We start from the raw sequence: 21,499 nt of genomic DNA, 5'->3' as shown, positions 1-21,499 counted from the left end.
GGCCATGGACGGCAAGATGCTGGCCCGTCTGGGCGCCGTCGTCTTTGTCGCCATCGCGATCACCGCGACGGCGACCGAGATGATCAGAAAGAGAGAGGCCCCCGCGCCGTGGACACGATCCACAGCCGCCGTCGCATCGCCGGCGGATCCCCTCCGGCTCGGCCAGCGCCGGTGCCAGCAGCTTGGGCAGGCTGCCACGAGCGATGCCGAATGCCTGCGCATCTGGTCGGAAACCCGCGACCGCTTCCTTGGCAGGGCTTCCGCGCCGGCCGGCCCACAGATTGTCGAAGGGCAGTAAATCATGGGCGGCAGCGGCGTCATCGACAATTTCCTCGGGGTCTTCACCTCCTATATCGACAGCGGGTTCGGTCTTCTCGGCGGCGAGGTCGCCTTCATCGCCACCACGCTGATCGTCATCGACGTGACGCTCGCCGCCCTGTTCTGGAGCTGGGGCGCCGACGACGACATCATCGCCCGTCTGGTGAAGAAGACTCTGTTCGTGGGTGTCTTCGCTTACCTGATCTCAAACTGGAACAATCTTGCCCGCATCATCTTCGAGAGTTTTGCCGGCCTCGGTCTCAAAGGGTCGGGCACCGGCTTTTCGACGGCGGACCTCCTTCGCCCCGGACGGGTGGCGCAGGTCGGCCTCGACGCGGCCCGGCCGCTGCTGGAATCCATTTCCGACCTCATGGGCTGGGTCGCATTCTTCGAGAATTTCATTCAGATCGCATGCCTGCTGTTCGCCTGGGCGCTCGTCTTGCTGGCGTTCTTCATTCTGGCCATCCAGCTGTTCGTCACGCTGATCGAATTCAAGCTGGCGACCTTGGCGGGGTTCGTCCTCATTCCGTTCGGACTGTTCGGAAAGACGGCCTTCATGGCCGAAAGGGTTCTTGGCAATGTCGTCTCTTCCGGCATCAAGGTCTTGGTGCTCGCCGTCATCATCGGCATCGGCTCGACCCTGTTCAGCCAGTTCACCGCCGGTTTCGGCGGCGCCACACCGACGATCGACGATGCCATGGCCGTCGTGCTGGCAGCACTTTCTCTCCTGGGCCTCGGGATATTCGGTCCCGGCATTGCCAACGGTCTCGTGTCCGGTGGCCCGCAGCTCGGCGCGGGTGCTGCCGTCGGCACCGGCCTTGCCGTTGGTGGCGCAGCGCTTGCCGCAGGCGGCGCGGCCGGTCTGGCCTTGCGGGGTGGCGCCGCGGCATTGTCTGGTGGCGCGGCGGCTGTTCGGGGTGGAGCGGCGGCGGGTGCCGCATCGACCGCCTATAATCTTGGATCGATGGGGCAGACTGGCGCCGGAGGCGTTGCGTCAGGTCTCGGTGGTGTCGCCCGTGGCGCAGGCTCCGCCGCCGTCTCGCCGCTCAAGCGCGCCGCCGGGCGAGCGGCCGAAAGCGTCAAATCGAATTTCTCCGACGGCGTGAAAGGCGGTTTCAGCGCGACTGGCGGCTCTTCCATGCTCGGCACTATCGGCGGCGCTGAGGCTGCCAATGATGATTCCTTTGCCGCCGCCCCGTCGGCTTCGCACGATGGTCCTCCCGATTGGGCCAAACGCATGAAACGCAGCCAGCACTTCAGCCACGGCGTTTCCGCGGCCGCCCATGCCGTTCGTTCCGGCGACAGCCATGGTGGCGGCTCTTCCGTCAATCTCTCCGAAAGTGACCACTCATGAGCTTGTTCAAACGACCGGCAACCCATTACGGCAAGACGCCGCAACCCGAAACACCCTATCAGAAGGCGGCACAGGTCTGGGACGAGCGTATCGGCTCGGCCCGCGTGCAGGCGCGGAACTGGAGGATCATGGCGTTCGGAAGCCTGATCCTTTCGGCAGGCTTTGCCGCAGCACTCGCCTGGCAGTCCACACGTGGGACCGTCGTGCCTTGGGTCGTACAGGTCGACAAGCTCGGTCAGGCGCAGACCGTCGCCGCTGCCACGGCCGGCTACCGTCCCACCGATCCGCAGGTCGCATGGCATCTGGCGAGGTTCATAGAGCAGGTCAGGAGCATTCCCGCCGATCCCATCATCGTCCGACAGAACTGGCTGCGCGCCTATGACTGGACGACGGATCGCGGCGCGACAGCGCTGAACGACTATGCGCGGTCTAACGACCCCTTCACCAAGGTCGGCAAGAGCCAAGTCGCCGTCGAGGTATCGAGCGTTATTCGCGCGTCTCCCGACAGCTTCCGTGTCGCCTGGATCGAGCGCCGCTACGAGAACGGCCAGCTTTCCACCACCGAGCGCTGGACTGCGATCCTGACCATCGTGATCCAGACGCCCCGCGATGCTGAACGGCTCAAGGCCAATCCCCTCGGCATCTACGTCAACGCGATTTCATGGTCGAGGGAGATGGGCGAATGAACAAGCCGCCAATCCGCAAAGCCGGAAACCCGTCTTTCCGTAAACCCGCATTTGCTGCCGTGCTTTTGTCCGCCGCCTCCCTTGCCGGCTGCGCCACGCCGCAGAAGCCGCCACATATCCGCTACGATGCCGATGTGCCGGCACTGCCGGCCGTTCCTGCCGTGCTGACCGATGACCGTCCGAAGCCGCTGCACATTCCGCCTGGCTGGACGCCGGCGCGCGGAGGAGCCACGGCAACTACCCCGACCGGGCGGATTCAGAATGCCAATGACGCGGCCCGTGTCGAGCCGCGCCGGGAGGGCTACTACAACGCCATCCAGATCTATCCTTGGAGCGAAGGCGCCCTTTATCAGGTCTATGCCGCACCCGGCCAGATCACCGACATCGCGCTCGAACCCGGCGAAAGCCTGACCGGAGCCGGGCCGATCGCCGCCGGCGACACCACGCGCTGGATTATCGGCGATACCGAGAGCGGCAGCGGCACCAGCCGGCGCGTGCATGTGCTGGTGAAACCCTCACGTCCCGACATCACCACCAACCTGGTGATTTCCACCGATCGCCGTACCTACCTGATCGAATTACGCTCCGGTGAGAAACCCTATATGCCATCGGTTTCATGGTCTTACCCGCAGATGCCGGGCTCGCGGCAGTCCATTCCCGACACGCCAGCTATTCCGACGATAGCGGCGCGAAACCACCGCTATGGCCTCACCGGCGATACGCCGCCCTGGCGCCCGCTCTCCGTTTATGACGATGGTCGCAAGGTCTATGTCGAATTTCCGCGCGGTATCGTACAGGGGGAATTTCCACCGCTCTTCGTCATCGGTCCGGAAGGCGAGGCACAGATCGCCAATACCCGTATCTATCGAAACATCCTGATCGTGGATCGTCTCTTCGGTGCGGCGGAATTGCGCCTGGGCAGCGGCAACCATCAGCAGACTGTGAGGATCGTCCGAACAAGCGGAGTCGTCAAGGAACCGGCTGTCCGAGACAAGGAAGGAGGGCGGTCGTCATGAGCGAGGCCGACAACAACGAAGATGCAATCCAGCCCTCGGATCCTGTTCCACCCATGCGGCTGCGGGCAGAACCGCCGCGCGTTACCCGGCTATCGCGCAAGGTGCTCGCCGGCCTCGGCCTAGTCGTGTCGCTCGGCATCGGTGGAGCATTGATCTATGCGCTTCAGACCCGAGATCGCGGCAATGCTGGCGAAGAACTCTATTCAACCGAAAACCGGACGACTGCCGACGGTCTGGCAGGCTTACCGCGGGACTATACCGGTCCGATCCTCGGGCCGGCTCTGCCGGGGGATCTCGGCCGTCCGATCCTCAGTGCGCAGGATCGTGGCCAGCCTGTCGTTGTGCCGACAACGCCGGGTGTCGATCCGGCCGAGCAACGACGCCTCGCCGAAGCGGAAGCTGCCCGAACCAGCCGCGTGTTCTTCCAGACAGAAACGCGGACAACGGCCAGTGCGACAACGCCCAACGCGAATACCACGCCCAATCTTGCCGGGCTCGATCAGGCCGGCACTCCCACGGCACAGGACCGCCAGGCCGCCTTCCTCAACGCTGCCGTCGATCGCCGCACCGTTGCAGCCGATCGCGTGATGCCGCCGGCCTCGCCCTATGTGCTGCAGGCCGGCTCGGTGATATCCGGAGCGCTTATCACCGGCATCCGCTCCGATCTCCCCGGCCAGATTACCGCCCAGGTCACCGAGAACATCTACGACAGCCCGACCGGCCGTGTTCTGCTTGTGCCGCAGGGCACTCGCATCATTGGCCAATATGACAACAATGTCGGGTTCGGCCAGAGGCGTGTCCTCCTGGTCTGGAACCGGCTGATACTCCCGAATGGACGATCCATCGTCCTTGAACGACAGCCTGGCGCCGATACACAGGGCTACGCCGGTCTCGAGGATGGGGTCGACTACCACTGGTGGGATCTGGCGAAGGCAGCCGGTCTTTCGACGCTGCTCTCGGTTGGTGCAGAGCTCGCTATGGACGACGAGGACCGGCTGATCCAGGCCATCCGCAACGGTGGCCAGGATACGATCAATGACGCCGGACAACAGATCATCCGCCGCCAATTGCAGATCGCGCCCACCCTGACCATCAGGCCCGGATTTCCGGTCCGGATTGTCGTCACCCGTGATCTCGTGATGGAGCCCTATAGAGGTTAGACCAATGGCCAAATTAAAACTCGGACCGTTCATTGACGATAAACCCGTCAAGGTGAGCGTTGAGCTACCCGGATCGCTATATCGGGATCTGGTTGCGTATGCCGATTTGCTCGGCAGCGAGCAGGTAAATCCGATTGGGGATCCGGTTCGGCTGATCGTGCCGATGTTGCAGCGGTTCATGGCAACGGATCGGGGTTTTGCCAAGGCGCGGCGTTCGCAATGATCGCCGATGCCTTTGGAGGTGGACAAGAAGTGCCACTTCATTTGCCGCCGGCGATTCGGCTCGCGATGCCACCGGCCGGTTTCATTTTACGCGAAAATATATACCCAGGCGGTAGAAGTTGCCCTTCTTGCAAACCCATCGGGGTTGATCATCCGTAGACAGGCACGTTTCGGCGAGGGCGTGAAAAATCAGTTACGGTTTTGATCTTCCTGCATCGCCCTGACCCCGTCGATTCTGCTGCAGACCTTACGCGTGCCCATCAACGTCTCCATCTTCATCTATTTCCCGCACTGGCAGATATGCGTTGGTCTCCAGCCATTCCTTGACGATGTAGCGGATCATGTCGTTTCTCGTCATCCCGAGCTCCTGGGCAATGGAGAGCAAGGCCTCTTCAGTTTCGACATCCAGGCCAATCGGTGCGGCATTCCGGATCATGAGCGCCGCGCGTCGCAGCAAGACTTGCAGATCGGCACGCGATGCATCGCCAATGCGGTCTGCTGTATGATCAAGCTGACCTGCCATATCCCTTGGCATGCGTGTGTCTCCGTTTTGAAAGATGGTATTGCCCATCATTCCACTCCTTCAGGTCTGGTCAAGACTTGGTTCCCAACCACGCACCATGCCTTTGCTCATCACAGCAGAGGTGAGCGTAAGCTGATATCTGAGGTGCTGAATTCGTTGCACGAGGTCGGTGATGGCCGCCCTCGAATCGCCACCATGTGCGTCAAGGATCACTTCAATCGGATCGAGCTCCGGTTCTGAGGTCAATTTGGTAGCTTCAGCATTCATTGGACGCACGTCTCCATTCCGCCGGAACATGGCGGTTGTCATCATCAAGTTATAGGTAAACTCAGGCCGGGGCGCAGCTCGCGTTTGTTCTTATTATGTTCTCATCTGGGCGAGAGTCAAGCTCATGAGATCTTGGTAGCGCTGAGAAGGTTTTCCATTTTCGCAAACGGGACATGACAGGAGATCGTGTTAGAGGCCGAGCGACTGTCAGACCGAATACTCAATGGGAAATGACGACTCCGCGTGGCCGAGCCGGCTTGAGAGAACGAAATCTCTCCAATCTCCAACTTCCAGAAGGCCGTGGTCGCGACTTTTCTATCAAGGTTTGAGGGATGGCCAAGAAACTCGATCAATGCATCTGATAATCTATCAGCGATCTTGACCGAGTAAGAGCAGGCTTTGCGCGCATATGGCCCTCGCGCTACCCAAAACGAAATCGGTTCTTCATTTTCGAGCTTTGCCGTCTTCGGCAACCACTTGAATCCGACCATTCATGCTCAGGGAGTAGAAGAATGACGCCGTGCCGTTGAGGCTCTTTGCGCGTTGTGGGCTGCTGACATACCAATCGAAATCGCCAGTCACCCGGCAAAGGTCTCCGCCGCAGGAGACCACAACGCTTTCCGGTCTCAGCCGATACACTCTATTCGGCCACCGCTCAAAAAACTTGGCCTTGTCATCGAGTATCTCGCTCAATCTCTTTTGCTTGCCATAAAAGCTGACTTCACCCGCATAAACACTGGAAGCGAACGCGACCGCCTGATTGGCCGGCAAGCTTCCGGAATTCACCAATTCAGAGACAAAGTTTCTGGCCGTCGTCTCTTCTTGCCTCATCGCGTTGACCGAAGCAGGCGCTGACTGAATTGTCGGGGTAGCGGACGGTGCAGACGAAATCTGGCTGCCTGCTGCATCGGACGAGAGATGCTCTATCCCGAACTGTTTGATTTCGTCTGCGCTGAAGAAATGGATGTCATCAGACAATGTCCGAAACATAATCGGAAAAATACGGGCATCGACGCCGTACTTGTTCAACGTGTCGAGGATATCGGAGATATTCAGCTGCGCGTCGCCCAGGCCGACATTGCCGCTGATCTGATGTACGCCGAGCCGGCCCTGAACAATTCTGTTTCTGCCGGCAAAGAAAACGTAGGCACAGGCCGACGCACAGACGGAATCCGAAGGTATGACAGTGCTCATGCCTTTCGTGTAGACGTCATCAGCAATAAGCAAGCCGTTCTGAACATCACCGCCCGGGCTATTCAGCACCAGGATTTTCACATTCGGGTTGGCCGCCAAAATCCTTCTAAAAGACAGAGCAGACCGAGAATCGATTGGCCCATCCAAGCGTATTGCTAGCGGCCAAACAGGCGATATGGAAAACGGCGCGACATTGTCGTCTGCTCGGACATTGATAGCCCATAAGAGAAAGACAACTCCTATCAAGAATACCCGACTAAAAGACACGACACGGACCCTCTACTCCGCGGATCATTACCAAATAGCGAGCGAATGTCGATAAAGAGATTTCGCCTCAAAGTTACAGCGGCTGGATTTCTAGTGTCCCAGCTTGATTTATTATTTACAGCACTCGAGGATCGCTATCAAACGCGAGGGCGATGCCTTCCAGAGACAACATAAAGGTCCCCGCTTCACCAACATTTCCAGGCAGCGGTGATGGGCCAAGTTATTTGAGTGGGGACAGCTTTGAGGATTTCATTGGAAGTTCGAACATTGCACCGCCTGACACGTTTCCCGCAACTGTGCCAATGGCCGGCCACAATGCAATAAGTCGCTCTGCCTGTTTCAACACGCTGGATTTGTACAGCCCCTGCGACAGAAACATGCCCACGAGTTTCGAGCTTTGAAAAGCCGCCTTCTCAGCGCGGTTTCTGGTGATCCGACGATCGCCCGATATGAAAATCCATCCGCCCTGCTTTGACAGTTCGGCAATGAGATCGACATCTTTTATATTCGGTGGAAACTTGTCTCGCAGCGCTACGATCTCGTGGTCGTCTCCCATCAGAGCCTGAAGGCTCCTTGCCAATCGGGGAGAAAGGTTGTGATCGAAGAGGACCTTCACGCTGCCAGTGATTCCTCAAAGGCTACGGCGTCTCTAACGACTGCTATGGGGATCTCATAGAGTTTTGCGACCGCCCGCTCGGATCCTTCCGCCTTGACCGCCTGTGCCAGCGCAATTGTGGGTACATTGTAGACAGCGGTTGTCGGCTGGCCAAACACAAGCTCAGGGTCAACGATGATAGTCGCCTTCCCCTTAAACGGACGCCAGCGACTTACGGCGTCATTATCGATGTCCAGATCTTTGAACGTCCGCTCGATGATGGTCTTGATCGTGTATTGCTTCTTCTTCAAATCCAGAAGATTTTCGTCGCCAGACGTATTGACGCTTTCCAGAAAGATCGTCTTTCCATCCGTCTGAAAGCGTCGCGTTGAAAAAGGCCTGTCATCGTTGACGCATTCTCTTGCATAGACGAGGCAATGCCTGATTGTTTTCAGGCCGAGGCCGGCGTCGATGAAGGCACCGACAAACCGCAGTTCGATGAGGTCACGAAAACCAAGTTCAATATGCCCGTCAGCCTGCGGCAACTGGCTTTGCCACAGGGGATCGACGTGCAGCGTTTCGCCCTGGTGTGTGTAGTCGTACCCGCCAAGCCATCTGCGGACGTTCCGCACGGGAATATTCAAGAGGCGTGCGGCATCGCTGGCGGAATAATAGCCAATACCGAATGGAATAGGCTTCTCGCTGCCACTCATTGTGATTTGCCATCCCCGCTTGAATTCGCCGGCATTATCCGCTTGCCGATCATCTCGTCAAAGAATTTATTTTCTTTATGACGAATATCGCAGGACAACGAAAAATTGTTCCTTCACCGAAGCCAGTTGTTCCAACGTTGAAGCAACATGGCGGCGTTGGCGTTGATCCAGTCCGCATCCGGCACGACGATGTGATCGCGAACATCCTCAGCGCTTGGCATCGATTTTCGAATATCCTCGGGGATCAATGCGACAGCATCGCTACTTGGCGGCGTGCAGGACAATATTGCGCAAGCCTTTGCCTGAGCCTGCGGCGAATTGAGCCAGAATGCGATCAGTTTCAACGCGTTGTCATGATGTGGAGCGCCTTTGATCAACGCGATGCGATCGCCAACCAGAAAGGATGCCTTGTAGGACCAGCTAATGGGCAGGCCTTCAGTTTGCATCGCCTTTGCCCGTGTCAACCAGATCTGCCCGAGCGAATAATCCCCGTTGCGGAAACCCTGCACGCTCTGGTCGCCGGTCTTCCACCAGATGGAGACTGAGGAACGGATCTCATCGAGCTTTTTCAGCGCGCGGTCGACATCAAGGGGGAACAATTTGTCCCGGCTCACGCCATCGGCTAGAAGGGCGGCAGCCATCACCCGCCAGGGGTCGTCAAAATTGGGAAAGGCGCGGCCGCCGGGAAATTTGCTCGTATCCCACATATCCGCCCATGTCTCGGGCACCGGATCGCCGGCCTTTCCGATCCGGTAGGCAAGCAGTGTGGCCGTCGACTGTAGAAGGGCACCGCCAGCAGCGCAGGTATGCGGCTCGAGATCCTTGCGATCGGCGAATTGCCGGCAGAACTCGGTGAGATCCTCAGTGACCTCACGATGCGCCTTTGAGGCTGCCTGTATCTCGCCGTCAAGATAGAGGTCCCAGGTGACGTTACCCGTCTTCACCATCGCGCTGGCTTTGGCGCGCATTTCAGAATTGGTGGCGACAACCGTCACGACCTCAATGCCTGTCGCTTTGGTGAATGGGTCGAACCACGCCTCTTTGAGCGCACGGTCATATGCGCCACCGGTTGAGGCGATGATGACCTGCTGTGCGGCTGTTGCCGACTGTGGAAAAGAGAGAGGCCAAAGCAGGCTGGCCGCCGCGTAGAGAAATCGGCGGATCCGGATCGAGCGCGCAGAGTGGCATTTGGATGACATGCAATGTTCCCTTCGTGTGTGCTTTTGAATTTGTCGGCTTTGGTGTCATTGCCCGGCTTTGCGGGTGGTCAGCAGATGCGCCGTTGCCATCAGAAGCAGGGAGACGGCGACGAAAACCGCAGACGCAGCCGCAATCACCGGCGTCAGATTGAAATCAATGTCTTCGAACATCTTTCGGCCGATCGATTTTCCGCCAGTGTCCGAGATGAAAAAGGCGACCGTTGCTTCGTCGAATGATGCGAGGAAGGCGAAGACGGCAGCAGAGGCGATACCGGGCGCGATATTGGGCAGCACAATTCGAAAGAATGTTTGCCGCCGGTTTGCGCCACAGCTAAGGCTAGCCAGCTCCAACATCGGATCGAGGCGCTGGAGCGATGCCGTCACCGTAATAACGACATAGGGGATGGCAAGAACAGTGTGAGCGATCAGGAAGCCGACAAAACTTCCGGTGAGTTGCAGGGGTGAGAAGACCAGATACAGGGCGACGCCGAAGACGACGTGCGGAACGATCATCGGCCCGACCGACAGGACCTGCAGTGCGTTTTTGAAGGGAAGATCCCCCCGGACAATGGCAAGCGATGCCATGGTTCCGATGATGGTGGCGCTTGCCGTCGTCGCAATTGCAATCCTGACGCTGAACCAGGTCGCCGCCATCCAGTCCGGGTCACTGAAATAGACCCGGTACCAGTGCCAGGTCAGTCCCTGCGGCGGGAACTGAATGTAATCGGTTTGGCTCAGCGACATTGGGATGATGAGCAAGGTCGGCAGAATCAGAAAGAACAGGATAATTCCCACGAGCAGGCCAGCGCCGATGAGTGCTGCCGCCCTGCCAAGAGGATGCAGAACCGCGAGCCTAAGCTTGCCGGTGGCGGCGAAAAGCGGTGGCAAGGTGGACGATTGATCAATGAACACTGCTGAATCCTTTGCTGAAGGAAAGCGCCTTGCGAAACACGATGATGAAGACGATCGTCATGGCGAGAAGAACCGTCGACAGGGCGGCGGCAAATGGCCAGTCAAGCAGAACAGTGGTCTGCTGGCCGATCAGATTCGCCATCAGCATCGATCCCGGGCCTCCGACCAGAGCCGGTGTGATGTAAAAGCCCAGCGCAAGGACGAAACACATGGTTGCGCCGGCAAACACGCCTGGGAGGCTGAGCGGCAAGGTCACGAAAAGGAAGGACCGGATCGCGCCAGCTCCAAGATTGCGTGCCGCCCGGACATAATCCTTCGGCAGCATTTGCAAGGTCGAAAAGATTGGAACAATGACGAAGGGCAGCAGCACATGCGTCATTGCGAGCACGACGGCGCCTTGCGTGTAGAGAAGCTTGAGCGGCCCATCCGTCAGGTTTGTCGCAACGAGCAAGGAATTGATGATGCCGTGGCGTTGGAGCAGCACGATCCAGGCATAGGAACGGATCAGTATCGAGGTCCACAACGGAATAAAGACGCATGCTGCGATGACCAGGGCCAGCCGTCCTTTAAGGCGGGCCATGAGAAGCGCGACCGGATAACCCAGGAGAACGCAGCTTAAGGTGACAGCCGTGGCGATCCCCACGGTATCGGCAAGAACAGCTGCGTACAGAGGATCATCCAGAAGGCGCCCGTAAGTAGCGGATGGGCCTCCTGTGAAGCTGAGGGCGACCAACTTGGCCAAGGGATAAAGAAAGCCGATCGCAAAGGTCGCCAAAAGCGGGAGGACCAGCAGCCATGAAGGAATGGCTGCATAATGCCGCGAAGAGCGGGGTCGCATCCATCTCGCCAATGGCAACTGGCGTCTCGCGATCAAAGGTGAAGCAGGCAACGTCATGCGGCAACCCCCTCCTTGATCGGAAAGGTTTGCAGTCTCGTCTCATCGATGAGAATGCCGACACTGCTTCCTTGCTCGAAAGCGGCGGCCTGTCCGGCGGGCATCTGCACCCGCAGGATAACGCTGGGCAACCTCGTGAGGCGGACAAGCAGGATGTTGGTTGAGCCGAAGAAGACGGAGGCCTCGACGATGCCGGCAGCCGTATTTTCGGGGCTTTGGCCTGATGGTGTCAGGTTGATATGTTCCGGCCGGATGGCGAGATGAACCGCTGTTCCTTTTGCCGGACGGGTTCCATCGCCATGTGAAATGGCCGGCGCTCTCAACAGGACGCCATCCGCGAGTTGGATTGCAAGGTGGCCGCTCTCCGTTCCGACATAGGTACCGGGCACGAAATTCATTACGCCTATGAAGTCAGCGACGAAGGCGTTGGCAGGTTTGCAGTAGAGCTCGGCTGGCGTTCCGATCTGCTGCAGTTCGCCTTGCCGCATCACCGCGACGCGGTCCGACATCGCCAAGGCCTCATCCTGATCGTGCGTGACATAGACGACGGTTGCGCCAAGTCGTCGCTGGATGCGTTTCAACTCGAACTGCATCGCCTCGCGCAGTTTCTTGTCGAGTGCGCCAAGAGGCTCGTCCATGAGAATGACCGGCGGATCGAAGACCAGGGCGCGAGCGACGGCGACCCGCTGCTGCTGCCCACCCGACAGTTGGTTCGGATAGCGGTCCCTGTATCCGGACAGCTGAACGAGCTGAAGTATCTCCTCCACTCGCGATTTAAGCGGCGCTCCCGAAAGAGCACGGCGCATCTTGAGCGGAAAAGCAATGTTCTGCCCGACTGTCAAATGCGGAAACAGCGCGTATTTCTGAAACACCATGCCGATATCACGGCGGTTGGGCGGCAAAGGCGTGACGTCTTTGTCGCCAATGCGGATCTTGCCCGCAGTCGGCATCTCGAAACCGGCAATCATGGTCAGCAGCGACGTCTTGCCGGATCCGGACGGACCGACAATCGAGACGAATTCGCCCGGCTCGATCTCCAGATCTGTTTCTTTGACAGCCCAGATGTCTGCATAGCGTTTCTGGAGACCCGAAAGGATTAATCTTCGGCCAATCAAATCATTGCCCTCCTTCAGTTGAGTGAGAATTCCCCGTTTTTTTGGCGCGCAGCGTCAGCCGTTCGCGGACGGTGCTGGTCTTTTCTGGCAGTCCGGCGGATCGCTTGAATGCGAAATTCATCGAGCCAGCAGCCCCGTGACAGGCAGAAAGCGGGCTGCTAAAGCTGTTTTGATGTGACAATCGCTTTGCGAAAACTTCACATAATCTTTTTGTTGCATCAAAAAAGTGCACTGTCAACATGCAGGAACGGGAAATGGTATTTGAGTCGGACGAGGGTTCGGGCGTCGATCGGCACGCTGTCGGCTTGGGAGATGCTGCCTACCGGGAAATGAAGGAGCGCCTGATCCGTGGCGTTTATGGACCCGGTTACAAGATGACGGTGCGCGCCGTCGCGGAAGACTTGGGCATTAGTTCGACGCCGGCGCGTGATGCCATCAATCGCCTGATCGGTGACGGTGCATTGGTTTATGCCGGGCCTAAGACGGTGATCGTCCCCATTCTCAGTGAGGCCGATCTAAAGGAAATAACCTTGGTTCGCCTTGCTTTGGAGGGGCTCGCAGCGGAGCGAGCGGCACAGGAAGGATCCGGTCAAATTATTGGAACTCTTGAAGAACTACAAGAGAAGATCAATTCCGCCTTACTTGATAAGGACTACACGGCAGCGCTTTGGCACAATAAGGAATTTCACTTCTCAGTCTATCGCCTCGCTGGTCTTCCTCACCTTGTTGCGATGATTGAGGGTCTTTGGCTGCGCATTGGTCCGTCGCTCTATAACCTCTACCCGGAGTTTGCCGAGGAGAAGTATGGGGTTCACAATCATGAGATGGCGATGGAGGCGCTCGCTGAGCGTGACGGTGCCGCATTAAGGGCTGCTTTCGAGAGCGATATTCGCGACGGTTTTCGCAGCTTGCGGCGCGCGGCGCGTGCAAATCTGCGCTCTTAAACTCAAAATTTTGATGCATTGACTTGACGACGAGGATTTTTGTTGCAACAAAAATATAAAGGCGGTGCAAAGACACGCGTCTGACCTTGCAACAGAAAGCTTCCTGCCATGTTTACGGATAAAGCTCAGGGACGAGGCTGGTCGGCTATTCGAGCCCGATCAACTCATCTCTTTCGCCGGGGAAAAGGTGTTTTCCCGGCTGGTATCACACGCTCCACGATCGAGATGGATCCCATCCCGATTTACGTCGCCAAAGGCGAGGGAGCGTATGTGTGGGATGCGGACGGCAACCGGCTGCTCGACCTCAACAACAATTTTACGACATTGATCCATGGGCATGGTTTTGCGCCCGTCACGGAGGCTGTCGAAAAGGTCCTGAAAACGGGCACATGCTTCGCCAATCCCACGGAGCATGAGATCGCGCTCGGCGAGTTGCTGGTCTCGCGCATCCCGGCGATGGAGCAGGTGCGGTTCGTCAATAGCGGTACCGAAGCCGTCATGTTTGCCATCAAGGCTGCCCGCGCCTTCACCCGCCGGTCGACAATCGTCCGCTTCGCAGGGTCGTATCACGGCGCCTATGACTGGGCCGAAGCCGGCCAGGGCGGCATCATAGTAGACAGCGCTTCCGGCCAAAATCGGCCTAAGCTCGGTTATCTGGGTGCGCCTCACTCGATCGCCGACAATGTCCTCGTTCTGGATTTCAACGATGCGGCCGGTATAGAGTCGGCAATCGCGCCTAGAGCAAACGACGTTGCTGCCATTCTCATCGATCCGATGCCGAGCAGGGCAGGCCTGCTGCATCCAGCGCCCGACTTCATCGCTACTGTGTCCGCCGTCGCGCGCAAATACGGCATTCTTGTCATTGCCGATGAAGTTCTCAATCTGCGACAGGGTTTTGCCGGTGCTTCGGCCCGCTATGGGCTTGAACCGGATCTGATCACCGTCGGCAAGATCATCGGGGGCGGCTTTCCAGTCGGCGCCATTGGCGGCCGCACGGACGTCATGACCGTTTTCGGGACCGACAATGAGGCGCCGCTCGTTTCACAAGGTGGGACGTTTTCGGCCAATCCCGTCTCTATGGTTGCCGGAAAGGCTGCAATGGAGGCGATGACGATCGAGGCCTTCGATCGCCTGGAGCGATTGGGCGATGGTTTGCGCAAGGGGTTGGCGCATGCAGCCCTGAAATGGGGCGCGCCGCTTTCAGTTTCCGGAGCGGCGTCCTTGTTTCGCATCCATCCGAGGATGATTGCACCAACGAGTTTCCATATGGCGGCCATGACTCCGCACGAGAATGATGTCATGCGGGCGCTTTCAAGACATTTCCTGGCAAGCGGGATTTTGCTGCCGTTTGGCGCCGCCGCATGCCTGTCGACACCGATGACTGATGCCGATGCCGAAAGCATCGTCGCAGCATTTGATGACTTTCTGGAAAAGAACAGCAGAACGGGTTGGGAGGGATAGCAATGACGGAAACCTCAATGACGGGTACGGTCGCGGACCGGATTGCAGAAGCGCTCCGACGTCATGGCGTCGAGATGATTTTTGCCCAGAGCCTGCCTTCGGCGCTGATCCTTGCCGCCGAGGCGCGCGGCATTCGACAGATTGCCTACCGGCAGGAAAACATGGGCGGAGCCATGGCGGATGGCTATGCCCGTACCTCAGGAAAAGTCGGGGTCGTAGCCGCCCAGAATGGCCCGGCTGCGACCCTGCTTGTGCCGCCGTTTGCCGAGTGCCTGAAGGCAAGCATTCCGGTTGTAGCAATGGTCCAGGATGTTGAGCGCGATCAGACGGACAGGAACGCTTTTCAGGATTTCGATCAGATTGCCCTGTTCCAATCCTGCACCAAATGGGTCCGGCGCGTCACGGTTGCCGAACGCGTCGACGACTATGTCGATGCGGCGTTCACCGCAGCCACCTCCGGTCGCCCCGGCCCCGTAGCCTTGCTTCTGCCTGCTGATCTGTTGCGTTCGCCGACACCCGCTATTGAGGCGTCCCGCACCAGCAATCTCGGTCGGTGGCCGCTTGATCGAACCCGGCCATCGGATCGGGATCTGCAAACAGCTGCTGAACGGATCGCCAATGCCCGATCGCCCGTCGTCCTGGCCGGCGGTGGTATCCATTGCGGTGGGGCAGCAGAGGAATTGTCACGCTTGCAGGACGAGGCCTGCCTGCCTGTCTTCACGACCAATATGGGGAAGGGTGCTGTCAGCGAATTCCATCCGCTGTCTGCCGGTGTCCTGGGCTCATTGGTCGGTCCGCGCTCGCTTGGCTTCTACAGCCATGAACTCATGTCGGAAGCCGATCTGGTCGTCCTTGTCGGGACTCGCACCAATCAGAATGGTACCGACAATTGGCGGCAGATACCGGCCAAGGCAGGCGTTATCCATATCGATATCGACCCGACGGAAGTGGGCCGCAACTATGAGGCTCTCCGACTTGTCGGCGATGCCCGGGAAACATTGGCGGCGTTGCGCCGGTCGCTTGAAAGCTGCGACCTCGCGCTCAGACGAAACTTGCGCGCGCCTCTCGAAGAGCGGATTGCTTCATTCTGGCGACATTTCGATGAAGCGCGCCATGCTCAGTATGCCTCGGTCAATTCTCCCATTCGTCCGGAACGGGTCATGGCTGAATTGCAGTCCTGGCTCGCGCGCGATATCGCAATTGTCGCGGACGCCAGCTATTCCTCCATGTGGATTCTTGGGCAGTTGAGGGCGCCACGCGCGGGCATGCGGTTCATTACGCCACGAGGCCTGGCGGGACTTGGATGGGGTTTCCCGCTTGCACTCGGCGCCAAAGCTGCCGAGCCGAAACGTCCGGTGGTCGCGGTCGTTGGCGACGGCGGTTTTGCCCATAGCTGGGCCGAACTCGAAACGATGATACGCATGCGTTTGCCGGTGACCGTCATCGTGCTCAACAATGGCATTCTCGGTTTCCAGCGTGACGCCGAGACTGTGAAATTCGGCCAATATACGTCCGCATGCAGTTTCGCCGACGTCGACCACGCCGCGCTTGCGAAAGCCTGCGGATGCCCGTCGATCCGCATCAACGATCCGGCAGCGCTCGCTGCAGCTCTGAAACGTGGCATCGAAGGCAATGAACCGCTGCTCATCGAAGTGATGACAGATCCAGAGGCACACCCGCCGCTGTCGCTGTTTGCGCAGATGGATCGTGCCGCATGATCCCGGCTCCCCGACAAAGGCTTGCTGTCGTCACCGGCGGCAGCTCGGGGATTGGCCTGGCAACGGCTTCAAGCCTGCTTGAGCGCGGCTACAAGGTGGCCTTCTTCGGCCAGCGCCGCGACCATGTGACGGCCGCAGAGCAAATACTTTCGGCGCGATTCGGCGCCGAGAGTGTCTTTGCCCGAACGGTCGATTTGGCCAAGCCGATACAGATACAAAGATTCTTTCACGCGCTGGAACGCGCGTGGGCCATGCCGGATATTCTCGTCAGCAACGCGGGGATATCCCCGAAGGGCGAAAGTGGTGCCACACCCTTCGTGCAGATCACCAGTAACGAATGGCACTCGGTTCTCGCGGTCAACCTGACCGGTGCGATGCGGTGTAGCCAAGTCGTTCTGCCGCATATGATGGAGCATGGTTTCGGGCGCATCGTCTTCGTCAGTTCGATTGCTGGCCGCACGATTCCAAGGATCTCGGGCGCGGCCTATGCTGCGTCAAAGTCTGCGCTCGCGGGCTTGGCCCGATCTCTGGTGGCGGCGTCTGCCGGTCACGGCATTACCATCAATCTTGTCGCTCCCGGCAGAATTGCCACTGAAATGGCGGGGCCACCAGACAGTGAAGTCAACAAGGCAGCGCTTGCGCGGATTCCGGTCGGGCGTATCGGGACGCCAGAGGATGTTGCAGCAGCCATCTGCTTCCTCGTCTCGGAGCAAGCAGGGTTCATCAACGGTGCGATCCTTGATGTCAACGGCGGTGAGTTCGCTCCGTTGTGAGGCAAGCTGGAGGAGGAAATATGGATTTTCGCATCCTGGTCCATTCGCACAATGCGCAAATGTTTCTGATGCTGCAGCATGTCCTCGCAATCGAAGGGTTCTCTGTTTCACTCACGGCGAGTATGGAAGATGCGGTAAATGAACTGCACGATAAGTCCGTGCGCGCCATCATTATCGATCATTCTGCGTCTGAAGTTTGTTTGAGAGATGTAGCTGCTCTAAAGGCGGCGCGGCGCGAAATCGCGATCGCGCTGCTTTGCAATCAATCCGATGGAGCGCTTGATGTGCCGTTCGATGAAACTGGCGCCGATCTTGTTTTGTCACGCCCGTTCGACCCAGCGCATCTCATCCAGTTTCTTCGCCGGCTAAGGCTTGACGCATTGATCGCGAAAGGTGGAGCAGAGGCAAGCGCCGATGTACTTCGCTTCGCCGATCTCGAGATGAACTCAGCGACTGTCAAGGTGCGCAGAAATGGTCGCGATGTTCCGCTGACAGCCTTGCAGTTCCGTCTCTTGCGGCATCTTCTGCAAAATCCCGAGGCGGTTCGCAGTCGGGAAGAGCTGATTGCCGCGGCTTGGCCTGCGGACTCTGATGTCGAGCCGCGGACGGTGGATATTCATATAGGTCTTCTTCGCAGAGCACTTCGGACGTTTGGGCCGGATATTATTCGCACTGTTCGCACGCTTGGTTATGCGCTGGATCTAGACACTTGTCCTAAGGCCTGAGCCATGGTGAACCCGCTTTATCGACCATTGGATGATCGCCAAAACGCCTAGCTATTCGTGCTGTTTCGTATGTCAAGAAGGTTGATCTTGCTAACCGCAAAAATTGCGGTAACCTCCGATGCGTTTCCGTGGAGGTTGCAATGATTGATTTTAATAATCTGCCAAGACCGAAAGCTAATTTGGCACCGCTAGATCCCCTGGAAATTTTCGCTAAGACACCGAACCTTAGTAATGCACCCAATGATCTTTGGAAGGGGCAAGCGGAAGCGCTAAGACGATGGCACGATCAACGAAAGTCCGAAGACACTGCAATACTCTTGAATACTGGGGCCGGTAAATCGATCGTAGGGGTATTGATTGCTCAAAGTCTCGTAAACGAGCAAATTGGCCCTGTAGTATTCACTTGTAGCACCATCGACCTTGTTGCCCAAACCGCAAAGGAATGCGATCGGCTCGGCATAGCTTATAGCGCTCGTGTGCAGGGTACATTTTCTAATGACCTGTTTGAGACGGGCAAGGCTTTCTGCATCACAACCTACCAAGCACTATTCTCTCCAATGAATGCGTTTACTAAAGAGAAGAAGCCTGCTGCGGTTATCTTCGATGATGCGCACGTTGCTGAACGCATGATTCGAGACGCCTTTACGCTCAGCATCTCAAAGGCCGACTTTCCGCAGTTATACGCGGAGATAGTTGAGATGGTGCGCCCGGAGTTCGAACGGTTAGGAAAAGGCGCTCATTTGCAATTTATCTTGGACCAGGTGGGCCAGCAATCGGTCACCATGTGTCCTCCTGTAACTGCCTCTGACTGCCAAAACCAAATTCTGGAAGCTATCAAGCGCGTTAATAACTGGCGCGGTACAGAGCTAGCATTCGGTACAATCAGATTGTGGGAGAACATTGGTCGCTGCGCAATTTTTGTTTCTTCAAACGAAATCGAAATCACGCCTCCATTCATACCCACTGGTGTTTTCGATTTTCTCGGGAAAGGCGTTAGGCGGGTATATCTTTCCGCCACTCTTGAGTTCGAGACCGACTTCGTCAGGGCATTCGGGCGGCGCGTTGCAAATCGGATAGAGCCTGACAACGATGCAGGTAACGGTGAGCGGTTAATTCTACTAAGCAGCGAATTCAGAGACAAACCCGAAAAGAAAGCTGTCGCAGATGAAATTCTGAAGGCTCATAAGCTTCTGGTTTCAATCCCATCGTACCCGAAGGCTCAGGCTTGGAAAGCAATAGGCACACCGCCAACGAGGGTCAAATTTTCTGAGGAACTTCAGGCATTTAGGAATAGTTCCAGCGGCGCATTCATTCTCGTCTCAAGAATTGATGGGATAGATTTGCCACAGGATACTTGTCGCGTGATGTTGATTGACGGTGCTCCATCCGGCGCGAACCTCATGGATCACTATCTTTTTCAGCACCTTTCTCTCAGCAATCTGTTTTCAACAAAGATGGCTAGCAGAATTACTCAATTGTTGGGTCGGATAAATCGAGGTAGGAGCGACTACAGTGCTTTTGTCGTTTATGGCGGAGACCTAAACGTCTGGCTAAAAACGGAAAGAAATGTTGCCCTTCTTCCTCCACTCATCCGAAAGCAAGTCATTCTTGGAAATACTGTCCAACAGGGCATGACCAAAGGCGATGCAGCCGCGATTTCCACCATTATATCTCAGGTCATTTCGCGTGATTCGGGATGGCTTCAATTTTATCGAGATACCGTTGATGGTCTCGAAGTTTCCGACGAAGCCCTGAAAAAGGTGAAGGAACGTGAAGCGCAACTCTCAAAATCTGCGGTGGCAGAATGCGCGTTCATGACGCGGCTCTGGCAAGGGGATACGGAAAATGCGCGCGTTGCACTTCTCGATGTGCTGGACGACACTGCGATGGCAGATGCGAGGTTGGCGGGATGGTATTCGGTGTGGTTAGGGGCTTCCTATGAGGCCGAGGGCGACAAGATAACTAGTACGGCTCACTACAAAAAGGCGCGTTCTCGGCTATCTGCGTGGCTGAATGTCCCGTTTAAGAGTGAGTTTGATGGCGTCGTCCAGGCGGCCGAAATTACTACGATGTTGCAAGAAGGTCTGCTTGCGGTCAATCATCATGGACCACAGGCGGTAGGTGATCTTGTTGCAAAATTGAAAGTGCAGGCCCGCGTGCTGCTCGAGGAGGCTGCGAGCTCAAACCAAAAGGAAGAAGCCGTTCGTCTCTTCGGTGAGTTGCTAGGTTTCACGGCCTCTCGGCCGGACAATGAATTTGGATTGGGTCCGGATGTAATCTGGGTGGACGAAGTATCTAAAAGTGGCGTCGCATTCGAGCTAAAGACACAAAAAAATTACCCGGCGGAATATAGCAAGCAGGAGGTTGGACAGGCTCACAATCATGTGCAGTGGCTTCAGGATAATCACCCGGATATAGTTTGGGATGGCTTGTTGGTCGTTGGTCCGGCAGGGATATGTAAGCCGGAAGCAAGCCCGTCCGATGCGCTGTTTTTGGTTGAGACGGGTGCACTTGCAGTGAAAATGCGAGAATTAACGGCGAAGATAGATGACACGCGAGGAAAAATAGCTATCGAACGCTGGGCGCTTCTAAAGGAAATCGGTTCCCTTGCAGAGTGGCAGCTGAAGGGCTGGTTCAAGGTGCTCGCGACCGTCCCATTAAAAAGCTTAAAGCAATGATCCTGACATGTTAGCAAAGGGAGACTAGGTTCTCCCTCTCGGTCTATGAGCGCGCGGAGTAGCTCTATCTATCCATCCTTTCAGAAAAGGATGATCGTGACGAACGACACCAGCTCCTGTCCCGGTCGTGACAAATCGTGGGCGAAGGCGGAATTTCAAGAACCCGCTCCAGCGACTCGGATGGATCTGCGTGATATGGAAGGTGCTCAGAAACTGTTTATCTCCCGTAAACGCCATCTCTTGTACTCGTTCGAACCTTTCTAGGCCGCCTATCTCCCCCTTCTTCTCAAAGTAATCAAATCTGACCCAAACTTCGGGCCGCGACGTCGCATAATTTTTGAACTCCCTCTCTATGGTCGACCCACTGTGGGAGGCTGCAAAATAAAGATTTCGTCTGGCATGAAGGTACTGGAGCTCGTTTAACGCCAAGATCTCTTGATTCTCGTTTATGTTGATCAGGTCGCCTTGACGGCCAGGTATATGATAGACTTTCCCGTCGAAAGCTATGAATGTCAACCGGCTCGGAATATTGACCCCTTATCGGCGTCCAATCTTCACCCCCCTGTAGGCGATCAGCGCTTGGCCTGCCCGGCGCTGGCCGGGGTTGCAGAGGGTAGGCCAAGTGCGGGTGTCTTCGGCTTTAGCTTTGAGAGCGGTTCTTGAAGCGCCAGGACTCGTTTCCTGTTTCCACGATCTCGCAGTGATGGGTCAGGCGATCGAGGAGTGCTGTCGTCATCTTGGCATCACCAAACACCGACGCGACG

Annotated in this window: 22 protein-coding genes; 12 read left to right on the top strand and 10 right to left on the bottom strand. The window is 57.2% G+C overall.

Annotated features, from left to right (window positions below):
• Nucleotides 1–4 precede the first annotated feature (4 nt).
• Genes trbK-alt through QD409_RS00085 form a run of 6 tightly spaced genes read left to right on the top strand, consistent with a single transcriptional unit; the run spans nucleotide 5 to nucleotide 4,757 of the window.
• On the top strand, nucleotides 5–298 hold the full coding sequence (gene trbK-alt, locus QD409_RS00110) for a putative entry exclusion protein TrbK-alt (RefSeq protein ID WP_430761471.1): 294 nt from the start codon (nucleotides 5–7) through the stop codon (nucleotides 296–298).
• Between the two features lie 3 nt (nucleotides 299–301).
• Nucleotides 302–1,672, top strand: coding sequence for a P-type conjugative transfer protein TrbL (trbL, locus tag QD409_RS00105; protein ID WP_430761470.1), 1,371 nt, complete (start codon nucleotides 302–304; stop codon nucleotides 1,670–1,672).
• The gene (gene trbF, locus QD409_RS00100; RefSeq protein ID WP_430761469.1) at nucleotides 1,669–2,358 is read left to right on the top strand and encodes a conjugal transfer protein TrbF; all 690 of its coding nucleotides are present in this window, start codon (nucleotides 1,669–1,671) and stop codon (nucleotides 2,356–2,358) included. Before trbL ends, trbF begins: the two co-directional genes overlap by 4 nt.
• Nucleotides 2,355–3,374 carry a P-type conjugative transfer protein TrbG gene (gene trbG / locus QD409_RS00095; RefSeq protein ID WP_430761468.1) on the top strand — a complete coding sequence of 340 codons (1,020 nt, stop codon included), beginning with the start codon at nucleotides 2,355–2,357 and terminating at the stop codon, nucleotides 3,372–3,374. The genes trbF and trbG overlap by 4 nt, the downstream gene beginning before the upstream one ends.
• A complete protein-coding gene (locus QD409_RS00090; RefSeq protein ID WP_430761467.1) occupies nucleotides 3,371–4,534 on the top strand; it encodes a TrbI/VirB10 family protein in 1,164 nt (387 codons plus the stop codon). Before trbG ends, QD409_RS00090 begins: the two co-directional genes overlap by 4 nt.
• 4 nt (nucleotides 4,535–4,538) lie before the next feature.
• Entirely contained in the window at nucleotides 4,539–4,757 is a 219-nt protein-coding gene (locus QD409_RS00085; RefSeq protein WP_400666289.1) for a DUF2274 domain-containing protein, read from the top strand.
• Nucleotides 4,758–5,003: 246 nt separating this feature from the next.
• On the opposite strand, the gene QD409_RS00080 is transcribed toward QD409_RS00085, so the two are convergent.
• The 9 genes from QD409_RS00080 to QD409_RS00040 form a co-directional block, all read right to left on the bottom strand.
• Nucleotides 5,004–5,330: a CopG family transcriptional regulator gene (locus tag QD409_RS00080; protein WP_400666290.1), complete on the bottom strand. Its 327-nt coding sequence runs from the start codon at nucleotides 5,328–5,330 to the stop codon at nucleotides 5,004–5,006.
• Nucleotides 5,331–5,339: 9 nt separating this feature from the next.
• Nucleotides 5,340–5,546 (bottom strand): dehydrogenase, encoded by a 207-nt coding sequence (locus tag QD409_RS00075; RefSeq protein WP_400666291.1) that lies wholly within the window; start codon nucleotides 5,544–5,546, stop codon nucleotides 5,340–5,342.
• 444 nt (nucleotides 5,547–5,990) lie between these two features.
• Nucleotides 5,991–6,839, bottom strand: a complete 849-nt coding sequence (locus QD409_RS00070; protein ID WP_430761466.1) for a hypothetical protein — start codon at nucleotides 6,837–6,839, stop codon at nucleotides 5,991–5,993.
• Between the two features lie 388 nt (nucleotides 6,840–7,227).
• A complete protein-coding gene (locus QD409_RS00065) occupies nucleotides 7,228–7,623 on the bottom strand; it encodes a DUF5615 family PIN-like protein (RefSeq protein WP_077472029.1) in 396 nt (131 codons plus the stop codon).
• The gene (locus tag QD409_RS00060; RefSeq protein ID WP_077472028.1) at nucleotides 7,620–8,315 is read right to left on the bottom strand and encodes a hypothetical protein; all 696 of its coding nucleotides are present in this window, start codon (nucleotides 8,313–8,315) and stop codon (nucleotides 7,620–7,622) included. Before QD409_RS00060 ends, QD409_RS00065 begins: the two co-directional genes overlap by 4 nt.
• A 113-nt stretch (nucleotides 8,316–8,428) precedes the next feature.
• Complete coding sequence (locus QD409_RS00055) at nucleotides 8,429–9,514, bottom strand: ABC transporter substrate-binding protein (RefSeq protein ID WP_400666299.1); 1,086 nt, start codon at nucleotides 9,512–9,514, stop codon at nucleotides 8,429–8,431.
• Between the two features lie 45 nt (nucleotides 9,515–9,559).
• Nucleotides 9,560–10,357 carry an ABC transporter permease gene (locus QD409_RS00050; RefSeq protein ID WP_430761863.1) on the bottom strand — a complete coding sequence of 266 codons (798 nt, stop codon included), beginning with the start codon at nucleotides 10,355–10,357 and terminating at the stop codon, nucleotides 9,560–9,562.
• Nucleotides 10,358–10,415: 58 nt separating this feature from the next.
• Nucleotides 10,416–11,264 carry an ABC transporter permease gene (locus QD409_RS00045; protein WP_400666301.1) on the bottom strand — a complete coding sequence of 283 codons (849 nt, stop codon included), beginning with the start codon at nucleotides 11,262–11,264 and terminating at the stop codon, nucleotides 10,416–10,418.
• Nucleotides 11,265–11,317: 53 nt separating this feature from the next.
• Nucleotides 11,318–12,436, bottom strand: coding sequence for an ABC transporter ATP-binding protein (locus QD409_RS00040; protein WP_430761465.1), 1,119 nt, complete (start codon nucleotides 12,434–12,436; stop codon nucleotides 11,318–11,320).
• A 254-nt stretch (nucleotides 12,437–12,690) separates the two neighbouring features.
• Between QD409_RS00040 and QD409_RS00035 the strand changes: the two genes are divergently transcribed.
• From QD409_RS00035 to QD409_RS00010, 6 genes are all read left to right on the top strand, one after another.
• Nucleotides 12,691–13,380, top strand: coding sequence for a GntR family transcriptional regulator (locus tag QD409_RS00035; protein WP_430761464.1), 690 nt, complete (start codon nucleotides 12,691–12,693; stop codon nucleotides 13,378–13,380).
• Nucleotides 13,381–13,488: 108 nt separating this feature from the next.
• The gene (locus QD409_RS00030; protein ID WP_430761463.1) at nucleotides 13,489–14,841 is read left to right on the top strand and encodes an aspartate aminotransferase family protein; all 1,353 of its coding nucleotides are present in this window, start codon (nucleotides 13,489–13,491) and stop codon (nucleotides 14,839–14,841) included.
• Between the two features lie 2 nt (nucleotides 14,842–14,843).
• Nucleotides 14,844–16,559: an acetolactate synthase catalytic subunit gene (locus tag QD409_RS00025; protein ID WP_430761462.1), complete on the top strand. Its 1,716-nt coding sequence runs from the start codon at nucleotides 14,844–14,846 to the stop codon at nucleotides 16,557–16,559.
• Nucleotides 16,556–17,332, top strand: coding sequence for an SDR family oxidoreductase (locus QD409_RS00020; protein WP_430761461.1), 777 nt, complete (start codon nucleotides 16,556–16,558; stop codon nucleotides 17,330–17,332). Before QD409_RS00025 ends, QD409_RS00020 begins: the two co-directional genes overlap by 4 nt.
• A 20-nt stretch (nucleotides 17,333–17,352) precedes the next feature.
• Nucleotides 17,353–18,057, top strand: coding sequence for a winged helix-turn-helix transcriptional regulator (locus QD409_RS00015; protein ID WP_430761460.1), 705 nt, complete (start codon nucleotides 17,353–17,355; stop codon nucleotides 18,055–18,057).
• A 140-nt stretch (nucleotides 18,058–18,197) separates the two neighbouring features.
• Nucleotides 18,198–20,735, top strand: a complete 2,538-nt coding sequence (locus QD409_RS00010) for a DEAD/DEAH box helicase family protein (RefSeq protein ID WP_430761459.1) — start codon at nucleotides 18,198–18,200, stop codon at nucleotides 20,733–20,735.
• Nucleotides 20,736–21,375: 640 nt separating this feature from the next.
• Here the strand turns inward: QD409_RS00010 and QD409_RS00005 are convergent.
• On the bottom strand, nucleotides 21,376–21,499 hold a 124-nt coding region (locus tag QD409_RS00005), incomplete at its 5' end, for an ATP-binding protein (RefSeq protein ID WP_430761862.1).

Source organism: Rhizobium sp. BR 315 (assembly GCF_050577975.1).
Classification (GTDB): domain Bacteria; phylum Pseudomonadota; class Alphaproteobacteria; order Rhizobiales; family Rhizobiaceae; genus Rhizobium; species Rhizobium miluonense.
The sequence above is the reverse complement of the archived record's forward strand: the minus strand, read 5'-3'. Positions and strand labels throughout refer to the sequence as shown.